Genomic DNA, 15,741 nt, shown 5'->3' with positions numbered 1-15,741 from the left:
CATCGTTCGGCGGGTCGGCGCGTCGGTTTCGCCGAGCTGTGCAGCAGTGCGGGACCGATATGGCGCGAGATGCTCCGGCCGGTGATAATCCATTCGGCGCACGGTCGGCGCCGATGTTCGAGAAGGGGGCGCGGGGGTATATGACTTTCAAGATCGATCCGACATCGCTGGGCAATGCGGCACGGATATTGAGGGATAGCGGTGGCTGTCACCAAAACCCAAGTCCTGGGATGGAATCTGCAGGCCTTCTCCGATATCGCCACCGACGCCGACAAGATCACCGAGAGCCGATTCGACGTATGCCCGATTGAATGTCGCATCGGAGCTGCGCAGGTTGTCGATGGGATCTACCCACTGAAACGCGATGTTGACCTTCGGAATGTCGACAGGAGTAGTCGAGGTGTCGCCCTCGGAACCGTGCCCCCGACCACCACATCCAGATAGGACCGTCACCGTCGAGCTCAGGACCAGGCTAGACGCAAGAAACTTGATCAGCGTGTTCACCGCGGAACTCCAGGGCGGGGAGACGTCTTGTGATCATGGATGTACGGATCGCCTAGCCCATGTTCGTAATAGCTGTCGAAGTTGTCGAGTTGAGGATCGTTGATACTTGCATAGGTGTTGAAGAAGCGGCCAGGATCGTCAGCAGCAGCATCCCAGCTGAGTAGCTGATTGGGATATGGCCCTAGTTGCCCCGGAGGGCTGGTGTCGAATCGTGAAATGATTTCCGGGTGGTTCTGTGAGTATCCGGAAGCCAGGCAGTACTGACGTCTCAACGCGCTCCTTTACTCATACACACCGAGCCGGCGCTGTATATCCGGGATTCACACGAGCGGATCGAGGTTCATACGATCTATCGCGAGAAGATGATTATATGCAGGATTATCGGATCAAGATATATCCGTTGAAGATCGTGAGATCGACTGCCGGGCAAGACGGTTCGACGAGTGCTGTCATTTGCGACGGCGTCCTGCCGATGGAACTGCGCTATGTGCGCACGGGCAAGAGGCCACCGGAAAGTCAGTTCGGTGCCGGTCGACGTCCTGTCGGTGACGTGTTCGGCGACTGGTACACCGAGTATTGGGGCATTGCCGACGAGCCGGAACGTGATCGCGACGCATGCCAGGATCTTCGTAGCACTTTCGTGAGTACGCAGGAACAAACCAGACCGATCCCCGGTTGGCCGGGCGCGGCATGATCAGTCCGGAAAGTCTTGGGTCGCTTGGATCATGGCGGTGAGTTCGCGACGTAATCGGTCCGCTGGGCAGGGTTCGATGTGGAAATCGTTGAAGCGTTGGCGGTGGAGGTAGCGGCCGTCGTTTTCGACGTCGAACCAGCTCAGATGTTGCGCGGGTTGGGGGCGGGGGCTGCGGAGAGCGCGGCATAGCTCCACATGTCCGGAGCCTGTGCGTGGTGCGCGTAGTAGCGCACGCATGCGGTCCGTGGTGGTCTCCTGCGATCCGGTCCAGGATTCGAGGCTCAGGCGCAGGCGGTCGATGCTTTCGACCAGCGCCGGTCGCTGCCCGCCGGGGACGTTGCCGAGCACGGCCGCGAACACCTTCACCACGATCGCCGGGGTTCCGACCTCGACCACCACGTTGCCGCCGAACTCGGCTGTCGGCCCAGGGCGTTGGACCACGGTGATTCCGACGCCGGACGCTATAGCGCCGAATGCTCGGAGCGGGCGCTTGCGGGTTCCGGTCAGCGCCAGGGTCGACTCCGGTGTGGCGGCCACCCGTAGCGCGGCCGACAGATCCGGGTCACCACCCAGCGGCAGACGGTCGCGCAGGTCGGAATGCAGCCGCTCGAATTCGTCTTCCCACCGCACCGACGACATCAATTGCAGCGGAAATGGATACCGGTCCTGTCCGGTCTCCGTCCAGACATGCATGAACTCATCGGGGGTGAATTCCCATGTCACCGCGGGCCACTGCCTGTGCCCGGTGCCGGTTGCGCCGCGGGGACGTCCCCACCGATCGCGCCCGGAGCGGCGGGGTCGATGGGCCCGATCAATTCTTCTTCGCGATCCATGATCAGGTAATCGGGAGTTTTGTGCTCCCGCTCGGCATCGTCGGACCTTTTCGCCCCGGCACCGCCCATGCCCGGCATGCCGCTCATTCCCGGCCTGCCCGATGCGGCGGCCGCAGCACCGATGGGAGAAGTAGGCGAGGTGGTGCTGCCCAGCATTCCCGCGATGGATCCGCCGCGCCCACCGACCCCCGAAGCACTTCCGGGGCGACCGAATCCGGAGGAGAAGCCGGTTCCCGGGCTGTAGCCCGACCCGGCCGCTTCGAATCCTGCCGGACGGGTGCCGGTCGCGGAGGCCGCGCTGGTGGCGTCCGGGAGCCGGCTGCCCGCCGGATTCTGCGCCCCGCCGTCGGCGGCTGCCGCTGAGGGGTCGGTGCGCGGTGAATCGGCCGGATTACCGGAATCGCTCGATTCCGTTGTACCGCTCGGATTTTCGTCCTTGCCCGGGCCGGTTGTGTTGGTACCGTCCCCCATCGTGCCCGGCCGGTTGATGCCGGGGTTGTTACCACCGCTGTTGGTGTTGTCGTTACCGCCGTCGCCGGGCGCACTCACCGGCACGAAGGTCGGAATTCCCGCCCCCGCAGGCGGATACGACGGCTTGTAATGGTTGTTCATCGCATCCACGGCCGCCTGGCGCAGCGCTTCGGCACCCTTCTTGTAGGCGACGTCGATACTGTCGCTGTCGGAGGCAATGCCCGATATCTGGGCGGCGATGGCCACCTGCATTCCCTGGATGACGTCGGGCACATCGCCGCTGTGCAACGGCCCTGCCGGTGGCGGCACCGTCATCTTGACGACCTCCGCCGCGTGCGCCGCAGCTTTCACTCGATGACCACAGCTCGCGATGACATCCTGCACATCGTGCGCCTGTGTGTAGAACTTCTGCGCGGCGGCCAGCGCCGCGTCGGCCATCTGCCCGTCGATCCCCTGCGCGAGTTCCTTCTGGATCGACATGTGCATCCCCATCAGGCCACCACTGATTTCGGTGGACATCTTGATCCAGGAATCCGCCAGAGTATGCATCGCACCGGGATTCATCTCCTGCGCATGCTGGTAGATCTCCGCATGCGGCACACCCTCGAACCGCTCCAACCGATTGATGTAGTCCGGGTCCGTACTCCGCCCCTGCATACCGGACTGCATGAACTGCGCGCCCTGCTGCTGATCCCGCGCCTGAATCGCCGGAGTTCGGGTGTCTTGCTCACCACGCTTGTCATCGGGGCGCAATACGGACAGGGCCGGCGCGTTCCAGTTGATATCGATGGATTTCGGATCGGCCATGATCAGTTGTCCTTGCCGATTTCTTTCTCGATATTGGAGGCGATGGTCATCGCCCTATTGCAATCGACAGGGTCAGAACTCCACGTACCCGGCGACACGGTGATCTGGACGAAACCTACTCTGGTCCTGAGGTCGACCTGACAATCATCCGAAAGCTTTGGATCGTGCACCCGCAGCGCTTCTCGACCATTAACAATTATCGGATCGCTGTAGGCGCCGACCTTTTGTAAATCCTCATCCCAAGTCGCATTTCCTGAATTCAACATCAACCGCTCGGAATCTGACGAAAAGTCGCAGGTGAGGAAGCTGTACTCAGCGATCATGTCGTCGCCACGCTTCCGCGTGGCCGGATCGAACCCTGATTCCCTGATTGTGTCATCGCTGATCCAGGTGCAGGGATCGAAGACGACTTCAGGACGTCCCTGTGTTGTGTACTTATTATGTTGCGGCGGTGGTTGAAGTTTGCTGGCAGTCAAGGTCGGGCGTGATGGAGCGACACTCTGCGGAGAAATGGATTTCTCCGATATTGATCCGCCGGTTCCGAGTGAGCATCCGCTCGTCAAGACGACAAATGATAAACATGCCGCACTCACAATGAGCGCTGTACGCATTCTGATCATCGCTTTCCTCGCTCGACAGCCGCTTTGATTGCGCTCTTATTATCAGCATCGGTGTCCGCGATCAGATTCCCGGCCCGCAGATAGGCCGCTGCCATTTTCACCGCAGCGTCCCGCATCCCGTTGAGAGCTTCGATCATGTTTTCGGACTTCGCGACGAAACCGCCTTGGAGCTGACGTGCCGAGTCGAAGCCTCCGAATCCTTCGATCTGCACCGAGCGCTTGACCCTGTCGATCTGCGGCTCCAACGTCTCCTCCACGAATCGTGTGTACACACGGGCGCAGCGCTGTGCGGCATCCGCTTCGAGCCGGAACGTCCCCGAGACCGCCTGCTGCCACAGCCCGTTCGCCGTCGACATTCCTACGTCCACGCCAGCCCTCCCTACGTGCGATTCACCTACCTTACTGGACGCTCGGTCGGGTCGGTTGGTTCCTTCTGTCGCTCCATCTGCGATGCAGACGTGCCGAAAGATGCAACACTTCCTGGTGTTATGCGGGGATCCTATGGGATCCGAAAATGGTTGGGGCAGTGCAGGTTTGCCCAATGATGTGCTGGCGGGACCATCGGACCTGACGGGAGGCAGGCATGCCGGAGAACGGATCTACATTGCCGGCGGCGACTCGGGCGGTACCTGCGCAAGTGGCGTGAGGAGTGCGGGCTGACACTGCACGAGGCCGCGCAGATGATTCAGCGCAGTGCGAGCACCGTCCAGCGGATCGAGCAGGGCATGGTGGCTCATCTGCGCGAGGTGGACGTCGAGGCGCTGTGCAAGATCTACGGATTCGACGATGACCATACCGATGCCATGAAAGCCCTTGCAGTGCAGGGCAATGAGCAGAATTGGTGGTGCGAGTACGGCGATGTAATCCCGCAAGGTTTCGAATTCTATGTAGGACTCGAAGCTTCGGCGCAGCGGCTCAAGACCTATGAGCCCGAACTTGTACCGGGTCTGTTGCAGACGCCGGGGTATGCCAGCGCCATCTGCTACGCAGCCCACCCGGATGAGCGTTCGGAGGAGCACGACCGGAGGGTGCGTTTGCGTATGCGCAGGCAGACCAGGATTACGCGCAAGTATCAACCGGCAGGGCTGGACGTGATTCTCGGCGAGTCCGCGCTGCGGCGTGTTGTTGGCGGACCGAAGGTGATGGCCGCTCAGCTCAAACACCTGGCCGACATGGGCACCCGCTCCAACGTCGGCGTCCACATCTTGCCTGCCAGTGCAGGTTTCCCGCTCGGCCAAGCGGTTGGTCCATTCGTCATCATGGAATTCGGATCGTCTCGACAAGGCGATTATGTTGAGCCGCCGGTGGTGTACGTCGAGGGGTTCATGGGGGAGTTGTATCTCGAAAAACCAGATGCAGTGCAACGCTACAATCAGGCATACGAGGATCTACGGCGAAGCGTTCTGGATGCCGTGGCCAGCCGGGCGTTGCTTCGGCAGATCGCGAAGGAGTACGCGTTATGACAGCCGATCTATCGAATGCGCGATGGTTCAAGAGTGGGCGCAGTGACGGCTCCCGGAACTGCGTCGAGGTCGCCTTCCTGCCGAACAACGTTGTGGGAGTCCGTGACTCGAAGAATCCCACCGGCCCCGCCCTGATGTTCTCGGCAGCCGAGTGGGATGCCTTCACCGCCGGTATCACCGGCGGCGAGTTCGCCTGATACCTGCCGCCTCGTGCGGCCGGACGCTCGCCGAGGTTCAGAACAGCGGGTCGTGGCGAATGTTCTCGCCGGGGGTGCCGGCTGCCATCAGGCGGAACTTGGTGGTCTGCACCGTGCTCGGGGAGCCGGCGAGCTGCACGTCGCAGTCCGACCAGTCTCCGCTCTCGGCGACGATTCTGCCGATCTGCCCGGTTCGGCGGGGTTCGATGGCCGGGAGATCCACGGGGGGCTCGTCGGGGTTGTAGTGCCACCATGGGTTGTCGTCGCTCTCGGTAACCGGGGTGACGGTCAGCCAGCGGTTGCCGACGGCGAGGGTGCTCAGCGTCGGTAGGTCGTAGAGGTCGCACGGGTGGTGGCCGCCGACGAACAGGTGCACCTTCGGATTCGACCGGCGCCGGCTCATCGCGAGCAGTTGCGCGCGCAGCGGGGCGATGCCGGTGCCGCAGCCAACCATCAGCATCGTGCGGCGAGTATTGCGCGGCACTCCGAGCCCGCCCAGCGGCGCGCCCAGCAACCACTGATCGCCGACCACGGTGCGTGACACCATCGCGGGGCTCACCCAGCCGCCGCTCACGCTACGAATGTGGAATTCGATCTCGCCCTGCGGATTGGACGGTATCGCCGGCGACAGATAGCGCCACATCCGTGGGCGTGCCGGTATCTGCACGCTGAGATACTGGCCGGCGGCATAGGCCATCGGCTGATCCAACTGCAATCGGACCACCACCAGGTTGCAGAGCACCTCGCGATGTTCGACCACGGTTCCGGTCCAGACCGGGGGTGTGGTCTCCTGTTCCGCCGCGCCGATCATCGTCTCGGCGATGAGCGCCAGCCCGGCATCCCAGGCCTGATCGACCTCGTCGGTCCACATTTCGGTGCCGGTGTGCGCCCGCAACGCGCGTTTGAGCGAATGGCCCACCGCCGCATAATGTTCGGCGACGACACCGTATTTACGGTGATCGCGGCCGAGTTGAGCGAGGAAGGGCAGGAGACGTTCGGGTTCTTCCAGCTGATCCACGGCATAACCGATGGCCTTGACCAGCCGGTCGCGCTGCGCCTCCAGGGCGGCGGGAAAGAAGTCGCGAATATGGGGATGTTCGGTGAACAGAATGGCGTAGAAGGAGCGCGCGAGCTGTTCCGGGCCGCCTTCCTCCGCGGCAACCGCCTTGAACGTCGTTCTGATCAGCGCGACGGTCCGCGAATCCATCTGTCCACAACCCCATTTCGCACGTCGAACACGGGCCGGTCCGGTGAGCGCGGTGCCGCCGGACACGCGGCGCAGCCGATGGAAATCGAGTGTAGGCGAGGTTTGCCGGGCGCGGGCCACACTGATGGAACAACAGGGAGGTAATTCGGCCGAACCGAGATCCCGGAGTGTGTAGCCCCCTGAAAACCGACTCAAAGACCGTGACACGCCATGTATTTCGGTGTGTTCGGGAGTGGTCGCGCACGACTCGATATGCGATTTGCACATTTGCCGGGTGCATGCTGAGCGCCGGAGTGAGGTCCGGATACGCGAACAGCGCCCCCGATTCGGGGGCGCTGTCGCACGGGGTTTTCGGTAGTGGAACGCCCCGGAGTCTAACGATGTGGAGCCGAACGATGTGGAGCCGAACCCGCCTACCGCCGTTTGTTGCGCGGCTGCCACACCACCAGTGCGGTACTGCGTTGTGGCGGAGCCATATCGGGCCGGTGCCCAGCGCGCAGGCGTTCGACCTCGGCGGTCAATTCACCCACCCGCTGCTGCAGCGCCTCGACCTGATTGGTGAGTTCGATGATCCGCTTGATCCCGGCCAGGTTGACGCCCTCGTCCTGGGACAGGCGCTGCACCTCGCGGAGCAGTTCCACATCCCGGGACGAATAACGTCGGCCGCCGCCGGAAGTGCGTTGCGGCGTAACCAATCCCAGCCTGTCATAGGTCCGCAGCGTCTGCGCGTGCATTCCCGCCAGCTGAGCCGCCACCGAGATCATGAAGTACTCGGTGCCGGTTGCCCGATTCTTCGGATCACCGTTCATTACGCACCTGCCCAACCTGCGCGCGGGTCGAACCCGCCGGCCTTCTCCGCCTCCGCGTAGCGCCGCAGCGCCTCGGTGGCTTCGTCGTCCAGCTTCTGCGGTACCGCGACCTTCACCGTGACCAGCAGGTCACCGGCGCCGCCGCCGCGCTTGGGCACACCGCGCCCGCGCACTCGCAGCGTCCGGCCGTCGGCGGTGCCGGGTGGCACCTTCACTCCGACTCTGCCTTCCAGTGTAGGCACGGAAACCGTTGTACCCAGCACCAATTCGCTGTAGCTGACCGGCAGCACCAGGGTCAGATCGTCGCCGTTGCGGCCGAAGACCTTGTCCTGGCTGACATGTACGGTGACGTACAGGTCGCCCGCGGGCGCGCCGCGCAGGCCCGCCTCGCCTTGGCCGGCCAGCCGGATCCGCTGCCCGTCGCGCACTCCGGGCGGGATGCGCACGGTGATGGTGCGGGTCCGGTTCTGGATACCGGTGCCGTGACAGTCGGTGCACGGGTCGTCGATGATCGAGCCGGTGCCACGGCAGTCGTCGCAGGGTTCACTGAAACCGAACGCGCCCTGATTGCGGCTGATCACGCCGGTTCCGTTGCAGTGCGGGCACACTCGCGGGCTGGTGCCCGGCTTGGCGCCGCTGCCGTGACAGGTCGTACACGGCGACGGACTGGTCATCCGCAGCGGAACGGTCACGCCCTGAGCCGCCTCGCGGAACCCGAGAGTCGTCTCGGTCTCCACATCGCTGCCCCGTCGCGGGCGCGACGTGGTCCGTGTGCCGCCGCGGTTGAACAGGCCGCCGAGGATATCCCCCAGACCGCCGTCACCCGCGCCGGCGGCCGCGCCGCCGAAGATGTCACCCAGGTTGAATTCGTTGGAGAAGCCGCCACCGCCGGCGTAGCCGCCACCCGGCGCGTAGCCGCCGCGGCCGAAACCGCCGCTGGCGAACAACCGCCGGGCCTCGTCGTACTCCTTGCGCTTCTCCGGATCGGCCAGCACGGCATGCGCCTCGCTGACCGCTTTGAAGCGCTCCTCGGCCTTGGTGTCTCCCGGATTCTTGTCCGGATGCAGATCCCGGGCCAGTTTCCGGTAGGCCTTCTTGATCTCGTCCTGGGTCGCGCTGGAGGAAATACCCAGCTCTTTGTAGAAGTCCTTTTCCAGCCACTCCCGATTCACCGGGCATCTCCTCCTTCCGTCACGTTGCGCGACTGTGTGTTACTCGGCACCGTCGGCATCTCGGCCGGCATTCGCAGTGTCCGACGAATCGGACAGATCCGCTACCCCATCGGTGACCCCGACCAGCGCGTGGCGCAGGACGCGGTCACCGAAGCGGTAACCCTTACGCATGACCACCCCGATCACCGGGTTGTGGCCCTCACCCTCGTGCTGCACGGCCTCGTGCAGGGTCGGGTCGAAAGGTTCACCCTCGATACCGAATTCCTCGAGGCCCTGCTTCTGCAGCGCGTCGGAGAGCTTGTCCGCGACCGACTTCAGCGGTCCGGACTCGAGATCGCCGTGCGCACGGGCACGATCCAGATCGTCGAGCACACCGAGCAATTCGGAGACCACCGCCGCCTTGGCCGAATCGATGGCGGCCTTGCGGTCGCGGTCGACCCGGCGGCGGTAGTTCGCGTACTCCGCGGTCAGCCGCTGCAGATCCGCAGTGCGCTCCGACAATTCAGCGCTGATGCTGTCGGCGAGGGCGTCGCCCTCGGCGGCCGAAGCGGAGGCCGAAGCTGTGTCTTTTTCGGCTGCGGCCTCGCTCACATCACCCCGCGGAGCGGACGGTTTCCCGTCCTGGTCGATCTTTCGGTTGTCGACGATGGTGACCGGCTCCTCTTTCGGGCCGTGGTTGTCGAGCGGCCCGCCGCTGTGTTCCGTCACTTCTTCTCCGGCTCTTCCACGACCTCTGCGTCGACCACGGTGTCGTCACCGGCGGAGGCGTTGCCCGCACCGTCGGCGGCGGCGCCACCCTCGGCGGCCGAAGCCTCGTAGATCGCCTGGCCCAGGGCTTGCGATTCGGTGGCCAGCTTCTCCACCGCGGACTTCACCGCGGCGATATCGGTGCCCTTCAGCGCTTCCTTGGCCTCGGAGATGGCAGCTTCGACCTTCTCCTTGGTCTCGGCCGGCACCTTGTCGGAGTTGTCCGCGATGAACTTCTCGGTCTGGTGGACCAGCGACTCCGCCTGGTTGCGGGTCTCCGCCTCCTCGCGACGCGCCTTGTCCTCGGCCGCGTGCGCTTCGGCGTCCTTGATCATCCGGTCGATCTCCTCCTTGGACAGGCCGGAGCCGTCCTGGATCTTGATCGTGTTCTCCTTACCGGTGCCCTTGTCCTTCGCGGTGACGTGGACGATGCCGTTGGCGTCGATGTCGAAGGTGACCTCGATCTGCGGCACGCCGCGCGGGGCCGGCGGGATGCCGGTCAGCTCGAAGGAACCGAGCAGCTTGTTGTGCGAGGCGATTTCGCGCTCACCCTGGAAGACCTGGATCTGCACGGACGGCTGGTTGTCGTCGGCCGTGGTGAAGGTCTCCGACCGCTTGGTCGGGATGGTGGTGTTGCGCTCGATGAGCTTGGTCATCACGCCACCCTTGGTCTCGATACCCAGCGACAGCGGGGTGACATCGAGCAGCAGGACGTCCTTGACCTCACCCTTGAGCACACCGGCCTGCAGGGCGGCGCCGACGGCGACGACCTCGTCCGGGTTCACGCCCTTGTTGGGCTCCTTGCCGCCGGTCAGTTCCTTGACCAGCTCGGAGACCGCGGGCATACGGGTGGAACCACCGACGAGCACGACGTGGTCGATGTCCTTGACCGAGATTCCGGCGTCCTTGATCACCGACTGGAACGGCGCGCGGGTGCGGTCCAGCAGATCGGAGGTGATCTTCTGGAACTCGGCGCGGGTCAGCTGCTCGTCGAGGAACAGCGGGTTCTTCTCCGCGTCCACGGTGATGTAGGGCAGGTTGATCGAGGTGCTCTGCGAGGAGCTCAGCTCGATCTTGGCCTTCTCCGCGGCCTCACGCAGACGCTGCAGGGCCATCTTGTCCTTGGTCAGGTCGATGCCCGAGCTGGCCTTGAACTTGTCGACCAGCCAGGTGACGATCCGGTTGTCCCAGTCGTCGCCACCGAGGTGGTTGTCGCCGGAGGTGGCACGAACCTCGACGACGCCCTCGCCGATTTCCAGCAGCGAGACGTCGAAGGTGCCGCCACCGAGGTCGAAGACCAGGATGGTCTGCTCTTTGTCGCCCTTGTCCAGGCCGTAGGCCAGCGCGGCGGCGGTCGGCTCGTTGACGATGCGCAGGACGTTCAGACCCGCGATCTGACCGGCCTCCTTGGTGGCCTGGCGCTGCGCGTCCTCGAAGTAGGCGGGCACGGTGATCACCGCGTCGGTGATCTCCTCGCCCAGATATGCCTCGGCGTCGCGCTTGAGCTTCATGAGGGTACGGGCGCTGATCTCCTGCGCCGTGTACTTCTTGTCATCGATCTCCACGGTCCAGTCCTCGCCCATGTGGCGCTTGACGGACTTGATGGTGCGATCGACGTTGGTCACCGCCTGGTTCTTCGCCGGCTGCCCGACGAGAACCTCTCCGTTCTTGGCGAACGCGACGACCGACGGGGTGGTGCGCGAACCTTCCGAGTTGGCGACGACGACCGGCTCACCGCCTTCGAGAACAGCGATGACCGAGTTCGTGGTCCCGAGGTCGATACCGACCGCACGAGCCATAGTGGTTCCTCCTAGGTGATGTAACTGTGTGTGGTGCAGGGGCGACCCTGCGCGCGGCACTGTTCGTGCCGGTCGGACCTCGCCCCTGACACCGCACGGAGCACGGTCCTCAGCAACACTGAGCGTGGTCGGCTCAATCCTGCACCCCGATCCCATCGGAGTCAACCAGAGACTTGAGTCGCTTTCACTCAACCTTGCGTCGATCAGCTCAACGAGCGGGGCGGACGGTTCATTCCCGGCCGGACGAAAAATTTTCCCGGCCCGGCGGCGAGCACGCGGCGCTCGCCGGGCCTGGACCCGCCATACGCGGCTGACCAGTCGTTTCGACCATTCGAGGTTCAGCCGGCGGCCGCGAGTACCTGGTCGGCGAGCTCCTTGTCGAGACTCACCCGGACCAGCGCGGCGGCCAGTTCCGCGTCGTGGCCGGAACGGCCGAGGCGGTCGAGGCGCTGTGGATCGGTCGACAGATGCAGCAGATCGGCGCCCTTGCGAGCCCGGTCGTCGAAATGCGGGCGCACCCAGGTCCAGACATCCTGAACTTCGCGCAGGAAGATCTCGGCGCCGGTCGGGCCGATACCCTTGAACTGCTGCAGTAATTCGGCCAGCCGATCCGGGTCCCGATCTGCTTCGGCGGCCAGTTTCCGCAGATCGCCGTGGTAGCGGTCGAGCAGAATCCCGGCGTTTTCGCCGAGCCGGGTGGCGGTGGATTCGTCGTAGCGGCGGTAGTGACCGCGCCCCAGCGCGTCGACGAGGTCCTGCCAGTCGGCCTCGGCGACGTGCCGCGGGGTGCGGTAGCCGCTCGATCTCAGTTCGCGCGCGGCGGCGACCGCGATATCGGCGGTGATCCGGGTGCTCATGAGTTGGGCCAGCACCAGGAGCTGGAACAGCGGAGCGGGTTTGTCGGCGAGGGTGATTCCCGCCTCGGCCGCATAGGTGGTCCCCGCTCGGTCGAGCAGTTCCCGGGCGATCCGATCTTCGTTCGCGCTCAACTACGACACCCCACTTTCGTCGACCCGGCGATTCACTCCCCGGCTAACCCGAGACGCGCAGGTCAAACCCGCCGGAGCGGACGGCCGACGTCGCCTGCCTCACGGCTGGGATTTGTAGACCACCAGCGGTTCCCCGGACGGCGCGACCACCACATGCCCGCTGCGAGCGCCTTCCGTGAAGATCGTGATCGTCGGCGGGTGATCCGGGGCGGAGCTGTCGCGACCGATGACCAGATGGCTGACCTTCGTCTGCGGCGACCCGACGGTTCGCGGAGCTCCGGCCAGCAGGGCCGCCAATTTCGGCACATCGATCGCGCCGAGGTCGACCGGCTCGAGTTTCGGATCCCGGCTACTGGTCGTCCAGGTATCGAATTCGCCTTTGTAGGAAGCTCTTTCGGAGGTCGACCGATCCCCCGGCCGGGGCCGGGAGATCGAGGCGTTCTCCGGCATCAGCGTCACGTCGTCGGCGAGCAGATCGCCGTAGTGCTGACGGTAATCGGAGAGAAACGCCTCGATACCGGCGGCGGTCGTCATATCCGGCGGCGTGTGGTCGGCGAGCGGACCGTCCGCGGTACTCACCCAGCCGCAGAACATGCCGAGCAGCACCGCCGCCGCCACCGCGCCGCCCGCGAGTACCCACCGTCTGGCACGCCGTCGTCGTGCCGGGCGCACGACGGGGGCATCGGCCATATTGGCGGGAATCTGCAGATCGCCGATGACCTTCTCCAGGTCGGCGAAGGTGCGCGCCCGCATCGCCGCGGCGGTGCGCCGCCCGTGCTCGGAGTCGGAGAGCTGACCGTCGTCGCGGGCGGCGTCCAGCAGTGCGCAGGCGTCGACGCGATCCGAATCACGCACGCGCAGACCGCTGTTCGCGGCACCGGCCGCCGCACCCGTTCGGCGGGATGTGTCGAAGGTTCCCATCGGCTGCACCTATGTGTGGAATGGGTAGACGCGAATCGGATCGCCCGCGGGCGTAGCCTCGAGGTGTGCGTTCTCGTTGAACGAATTCCCGACGTAGATGCTGATCGTGGGCACCTTGGTGATGGTGTCGATACCCATGCCGATCTGACTCACCGCGCCGTCGGGGACCTTCAGCAGTGGTACCGCCCGCGCGATCAGATCACCCAGCGCGGACGTGTTCACCGCGGCGAGGTCGAATATCGGCTTGTCGGCCGAGCGGGTGGTGACGGCGGTCGAGGCCATGAAACCGCCCCGATAGGTGTAGGCGGCCACCCGATTCGGCTGCCGCGCCGAGGTGCGGTCGACCGACGCGAAATCGGGAAACAGGGTCAGGTCGTCGACGGTGGTGTCCCCGAATTTCGCCTGATAGTCGCTGCGGAACTTCTCGAAGCCGGCCACAGTGGTGAGGTCGGGCGTCTCGATCACCGCGGGCTGTATCACCTGCGGCGCCGCGGCAGCGATCGGAGCGGGCTCCGGGGCGGCTCGATGCGTCAGCAGATATCCGCCGGCCGCGGCGGCCAGCACGACCACCGCCGCGGCGCCCGCGAACAACACCGTCCGGCTCCGCGCCCCCGCCCGCGGATCGATCGGCGCCTCGGCCGGGCGCTGCAGGTCCGCGGTCAGTTCGGCCAGATCGCCCAGGGTTTCGGCGGCCGTGGTCAGATCGGTGAGGGTCTGATGTTCTTCCGCCGAGAGCTGACCATCGGCCAGGGCGGTGTCGAGGGCACGACAGGTTTCGGCTCGGTCGGCGTCGCGGGCGCGGATATGCGCCGGATAGCGGCCTGCTCGCCGCGGCGGGGCCGGCGGCTGTTTCCATTGCGCACCACCGGCGGGCGGTTGCAGGTCGTCGACCAGATTCCGCAGTTCGCCGACGGTCTTCGCGGTAGCCGCACGGTCGGACCGGTCGTGATATTCGTCGGCGCCCAGTTGGCCCTCGTCGAATGCGGCGTCGAGCAGGGTGCGCGCGTGAACTCGGTCCATATCGCGGGCCCGCATGCTGCCGGGCGCGGGCGTACCCGACATTCCGGACCTAGATGAGCTCACCTCTGGATGGTAGCGACTCGGCATCCGCATCTCGGCGTGTCGGAGCGGGGCTGCACCTCGCCGCTGGTGAAATTCCTGCTGGTCGACCTGCTGGGAAACTTGGACAGTTTGTCCGCGGGTGTTCCTCCGCAATCCCGCTGATTCGGTACATCCCGCGCGGTACCGTGCGGATATGAAGGCCGTGGTGTGTTCGCAAGGCAAGCTGGAAGTCGCGGATATCCCGGCGCCGGAGCCCGGTCCCGGCCAGTTGGTGATCGCGGTGTCGCGATGCGGGATCTGCGGTTCCGATCTGCACGCCCGTCTGCACTGTGACGAACTGGCCGACCTCGCCGCCGCCACCGGTTACCGGAATTTCATGCGCTCCCATCAGCGTGTCGTGCTCGGCCACGAATTCGTCGGGGAGATAGTCGAATACGGGCCCGACTGCCGCAAACGCTGGCCGCCGGGCACCCGCGTGGTGGCACTGCCGATCGTGCGCAACGGGCGCACACCTGACCTCACCGGACTGTCGGAGCGGGCGCCCGGCGGCTACGCCGAACAGGTCGTGGTGCAGGAATCCATGACGTTCCCGGTGCCCAACGGGCTGGCCACCGACCACGCGGCGCTGACCGAACCGATGGCCGTCGCCTGGCATGCGGTGCGCAAGGGGCGGGTGGGTCGCAACCAGCCCGCGTTCGTGGTGGGGTGCGGGCCGATCGGCCTGGCGGTCATCAGCATGCTGCGCGCCGCCGGCGTGAAAAACATTGTCGCCAGCGACTTCTCACCGCGCCGCCGCGACCTGGCGCGCAGGTGCGGCGCCAATGTGGTGGTGGATCCGAATCTCGAATCACCGTGGACGGCCAACCCCGCGAAGGGCCGCATCGCCGAGGTCACCGATATCCTCAATCTCGGTTTCGACACCATGACACGACTGCGCAGCATCCCGAAACTGCCCTGGTGGTATCTGTTCCGCCTCGCGCACAGCCTGGACGCGGCGCCGGGCGGGCCGGTGGTGTTCGAATGCGTGGGCGTGCCGGGCATCATCGACCAATTGCTCACCGACGCACCGCCTCTGACGCGCATCGTCGTGGTGGGGGTGTGTATGGAGTCCGACCGTTTCCGGCCGGCGATGGCGATCAACAAGGAGATCGAACTGCGCTTCGCCTTCGGCTACGACCCGGGCGAATTCCGCGACACCCTGCACATGATCGCCGACGGCAAGGTCGACCCGGCCCCGCTGATCACCGGAACCGTGGGGTTGGCGGGCGTCGACAACGCCTTCACCGCTCTGGGCAGCCCCGAACACCACGCGAAAATCCTTGTGGACCCGTCGAGTTCACTGCTCCACGTCTGATCGTTCAGCGCTGTTCGGCCGGCCCGTCGAACAGATGCCGTACAGGTCCCGCTGCGCCGACTCCTGCGGGCTGCGCCGGCGCTGGTTCAGCA

General features: G+C 65.1%; 18 protein-coding genes. 5 read left to right on the top strand and 13 right to left on the bottom strand.

Annotation, left to right across the window (positions count from 1 at the left end; genetic code table 11):
- Positions 1–147 precede the first annotated feature (147 nt).
- Positions 148–504 carry a hypothetical protein gene (locus tag C5E41_RS33180; RefSeq protein WP_146097469.1) on the bottom strand — a complete coding sequence of 119 codons (357 nt, stop codon included), beginning with the start codon at positions 502–504 and terminating at the stop codon, positions 148–150.
- 370 nt (positions 505–874) lie between these two features.
- Between C5E41_RS33180 and C5E41_RS05930 the strand changes: the two genes are divergently transcribed.
- Positions 875–1,198, top strand: a complete 324-nt coding sequence (locus tag C5E41_RS05930) for a hypothetical protein (protein WP_104374796.1) — start codon at positions 875–877, stop codon at positions 1,196–1,198.
- On the opposite strand, the gene C5E41_RS05925 is transcribed toward C5E41_RS05930, so the two are convergent.
- The 4 genes from C5E41_RS05925 to C5E41_RS05910 are packed head-to-tail and all read right to left on the bottom strand — an operon-like array spanning position 1,199 to position 4,285.
- Positions 1,199–1,921: an ESX secretion-associated protein EspG gene (locus tag C5E41_RS05925; RefSeq protein ID WP_104374795.1), complete on the bottom strand. Its 723-nt coding sequence runs from the start codon at positions 1,919–1,921 to the stop codon at positions 1,199–1,201.
- Positions 1,918–3,309 carry a hypothetical protein gene (locus C5E41_RS05920; protein WP_104374794.1) on the bottom strand — a complete coding sequence of 464 codons (1,392 nt, stop codon included), beginning with the start codon at positions 3,307–3,309 and terminating at the stop codon, positions 1,918–1,920. Before C5E41_RS05920 ends, C5E41_RS05925 begins: the two co-directional genes overlap by 4 nt.
- A gap of 2 nt (positions 3,310–3,311) precedes the next feature.
- Positions 3,312–3,920 (bottom strand): DUF3558 domain-containing protein, encoded by a 609-nt coding sequence (locus C5E41_RS05915; RefSeq protein WP_258080781.1) that lies wholly within the window; start codon positions 3,918–3,920, stop codon positions 3,312–3,314.
- 5 nt (positions 3,921–3,925) lie between these two features.
- Entirely contained in the window at positions 3,926–4,285 is a 360-nt protein-coding gene (locus C5E41_RS05910; RefSeq protein WP_104374792.1) for a hypothetical protein, read from the bottom strand.
- A 204-nt stretch (positions 4,286–4,489) separates the two neighbouring features.
- Between C5E41_RS05910 and C5E41_RS05905 the strand changes: the two genes are divergently transcribed.
- Complete coding sequence (locus C5E41_RS05905; protein WP_104374791.1) at positions 4,490–5,392, top strand: helix-turn-helix domain-containing protein; 903 nt, start codon at positions 4,490–4,492, stop codon at positions 5,390–5,392.
- On the top strand, positions 5,389–5,589 hold the full coding sequence (locus C5E41_RS05900; protein ID WP_104374790.1) for a DUF397 domain-containing protein: 201 nt from the start codon (positions 5,389–5,391) through the stop codon (positions 5,587–5,589). The genes C5E41_RS05905 and C5E41_RS05900 overlap by 4 nt, the downstream gene beginning before the upstream one ends.
- Before the next feature lie 37 nt (positions 5,590–5,626).
- Here C5E41_RS05900 and C5E41_RS05895 read toward each other — a convergent pair whose 3' ends face one another.
- The 8 genes from C5E41_RS05895 to C5E41_RS05860 form a co-directional block, all read right to left on the bottom strand.
- Positions 5,627–6,796 (bottom strand): globin domain-containing protein, encoded by a 1,170-nt coding sequence (locus C5E41_RS05895; protein WP_104374789.1) that lies wholly within the window; start codon positions 6,794–6,796, stop codon positions 5,627–5,629.
- A 413-nt stretch (positions 6,797–7,209) separates the two neighbouring features.
- Positions 7,210–7,605, bottom strand: a complete 396-nt coding sequence (locus C5E41_RS05890; protein ID WP_063017334.1) for a heat shock protein transcriptional repressor HspR — start codon at positions 7,603–7,605, stop codon at positions 7,210–7,212.
- The gene (gene dnaJ, locus C5E41_RS05885; RefSeq protein ID WP_104374788.1) at positions 7,605–8,777 is read right to left on the bottom strand and encodes a molecular chaperone DnaJ; all 1,173 of its coding nucleotides are present in this window, start codon (positions 8,775–8,777) and stop codon (positions 7,605–7,607) included. Before dnaJ ends, C5E41_RS05890 begins: the two co-directional genes overlap by 1 nt.
- Positions 8,778–8,816: 39 nt before the next feature.
- On the bottom strand, positions 8,817–9,485 hold the full coding sequence (gene grpE, locus C5E41_RS05880) for a nucleotide exchange factor GrpE (protein WP_104374787.1): 669 nt from the start codon (positions 9,483–9,485) through the stop codon (positions 8,817–8,819).
- Entirely contained in the window at positions 9,482–11,323 is a 1,842-nt protein-coding gene (dnaK, locus tag C5E41_RS05875; RefSeq protein WP_104374786.1) for a molecular chaperone DnaK, read from the bottom strand. The genes grpE and dnaK overlap by 4 nt, the downstream gene beginning before the upstream one ends.
- A gap of 338 nt (positions 11,324–11,661) precedes the next feature.
- Positions 11,662–12,312 (bottom strand): endonuclease, encoded by a 651-nt coding sequence (locus tag C5E41_RS05870; RefSeq protein ID WP_104374785.1) that lies wholly within the window; start codon positions 12,310–12,312, stop codon positions 11,662–11,664.
- Positions 12,313–12,411: 99 nt separating this feature from the next.
- Complete coding sequence (locus tag C5E41_RS05865) at positions 12,412–13,233, bottom strand: DUF1707 domain-containing protein (RefSeq protein ID WP_146097468.1); 822 nt, start codon at positions 13,231–13,233, stop codon at positions 12,412–12,414.
- A 9-nt stretch (positions 13,234–13,242) separates the two neighbouring features.
- Positions 13,243–14,316, bottom strand: a complete 1,074-nt coding sequence (locus tag C5E41_RS05860) for a DUF1707 SHOCT-like domain-containing protein (RefSeq protein WP_181063109.1) — start codon at positions 14,314–14,316, stop codon at positions 13,243–13,245.
- Between the two features lie 6 nt (positions 14,317–14,322).
- Between C5E41_RS05860 and C5E41_RS34795 the strand changes: the two genes are divergently transcribed.
- Together C5E41_RS34795 and C5E41_RS05855 are read left to right on the top strand one after the other, a co-directional pair.
- Positions 14,323–14,457 carry a hypothetical protein gene (locus tag C5E41_RS34795; RefSeq protein ID WP_258080761.1) on the top strand — a complete coding sequence of 45 codons (135 nt, stop codon included), beginning with the start codon at positions 14,323–14,325 and terminating at the stop codon, positions 14,455–14,457.
- Between the two features lie 31 nt (positions 14,458–14,488).
- The gene (locus C5E41_RS05855; protein ID WP_104374871.1) at positions 14,489–15,649 is read left to right on the top strand and encodes a zinc-binding dehydrogenase; all 1,161 of its coding nucleotides are present in this window, start codon (positions 14,489–14,491) and stop codon (positions 15,647–15,649) included.
- The last annotated feature ends 92 nt before the right edge of the window (positions 15,650–15,741 follow it).

This window comes from Nocardia nova, from assembly GCF_002933465.1.
GTDB classification, from domain to species: domain Bacteria; phylum Actinomycetota; class Actinomycetes; order Mycobacteriales; family Mycobacteriaceae; genus Nocardia; species Nocardia nova_B.
Note: the sequence above shows the minus strand (reverse complement) of the source record. Positions and strands in the feature narration are given on the sequence as shown.

Bases quoted from the DNA above. Each gene is read 5' to 3' on its own strand.
- C5E41_RS05930 (WP_104374796.1), top strand. From the start codon at position 875: ATGCAGGATTATCGGATCAAGATATATCCGTTGAAGATCGTGAGATCG.
- C5E41_RS05920 (WP_104374794.1), bottom strand. From the start codon at position 3,309: ATGGCCGATCCGAAATCCATCGATATCAACTGGAACGCGCCGGCCCTG.
- C5E41_RS05915 (WP_258080781.1), bottom strand. From the start codon at position 3,920: ATGCGTACAGCGCTCATTGTGAGTGCGGCATGTTTATCATTTGTCGTC.
- C5E41_RS05910 (WP_104374792.1), bottom strand. From the start codon at position 4,285: ATGTCGACGGCGAACGGGCTGTGGCAGCAGGCGGTCTCGGGGACGTTC.
- C5E41_RS05900 (WP_104374790.1), top strand. From the start codon at position 5,389: ATGACAGCCGATCTATCGAATGCGCGATGGTTCAAGAGTGGGCGCAGT.
- C5E41_RS05895 (WP_104374789.1), bottom strand. From the start codon at position 6,796: ATGGATTCGCGGACCGTCGCGCTGATCAGAACGACGTTCAAGGCGGTT.
- C5E41_RS05890 (WP_063017334.1), bottom strand. From the start codon at position 7,605: ATGAACGGTGATCCGAAGAATCGGGCAACCGGCACCGAGTACTTCATG.
- dnaK (WP_104374786.1), bottom strand. From the start codon at position 11,323: ATGGCTCGTGCGGTCGGTATCGACCTCGGGACCACGAACTCGGTCATC.
- C5E41_RS05865 (WP_146097468.1), bottom strand. From the start codon at position 13,233: ATGGGAACCTTCGACACATCCCGCCGAACGGGTGCGGCGGCCGGTGCC.
- C5E41_RS34795 (WP_258080761.1), top strand. From the start codon at position 14,323: ATGGTAGCGACTCGGCATCCGCATCTCGGCGTGTCGGAGCGGGGCTGC.
- C5E41_RS05855 (WP_104374871.1), top strand. From the start codon at position 14,489: ATGAAGGCCGTGGTGTGTTCGCAAGGCAAGCTGGAAGTCGCGGATATC.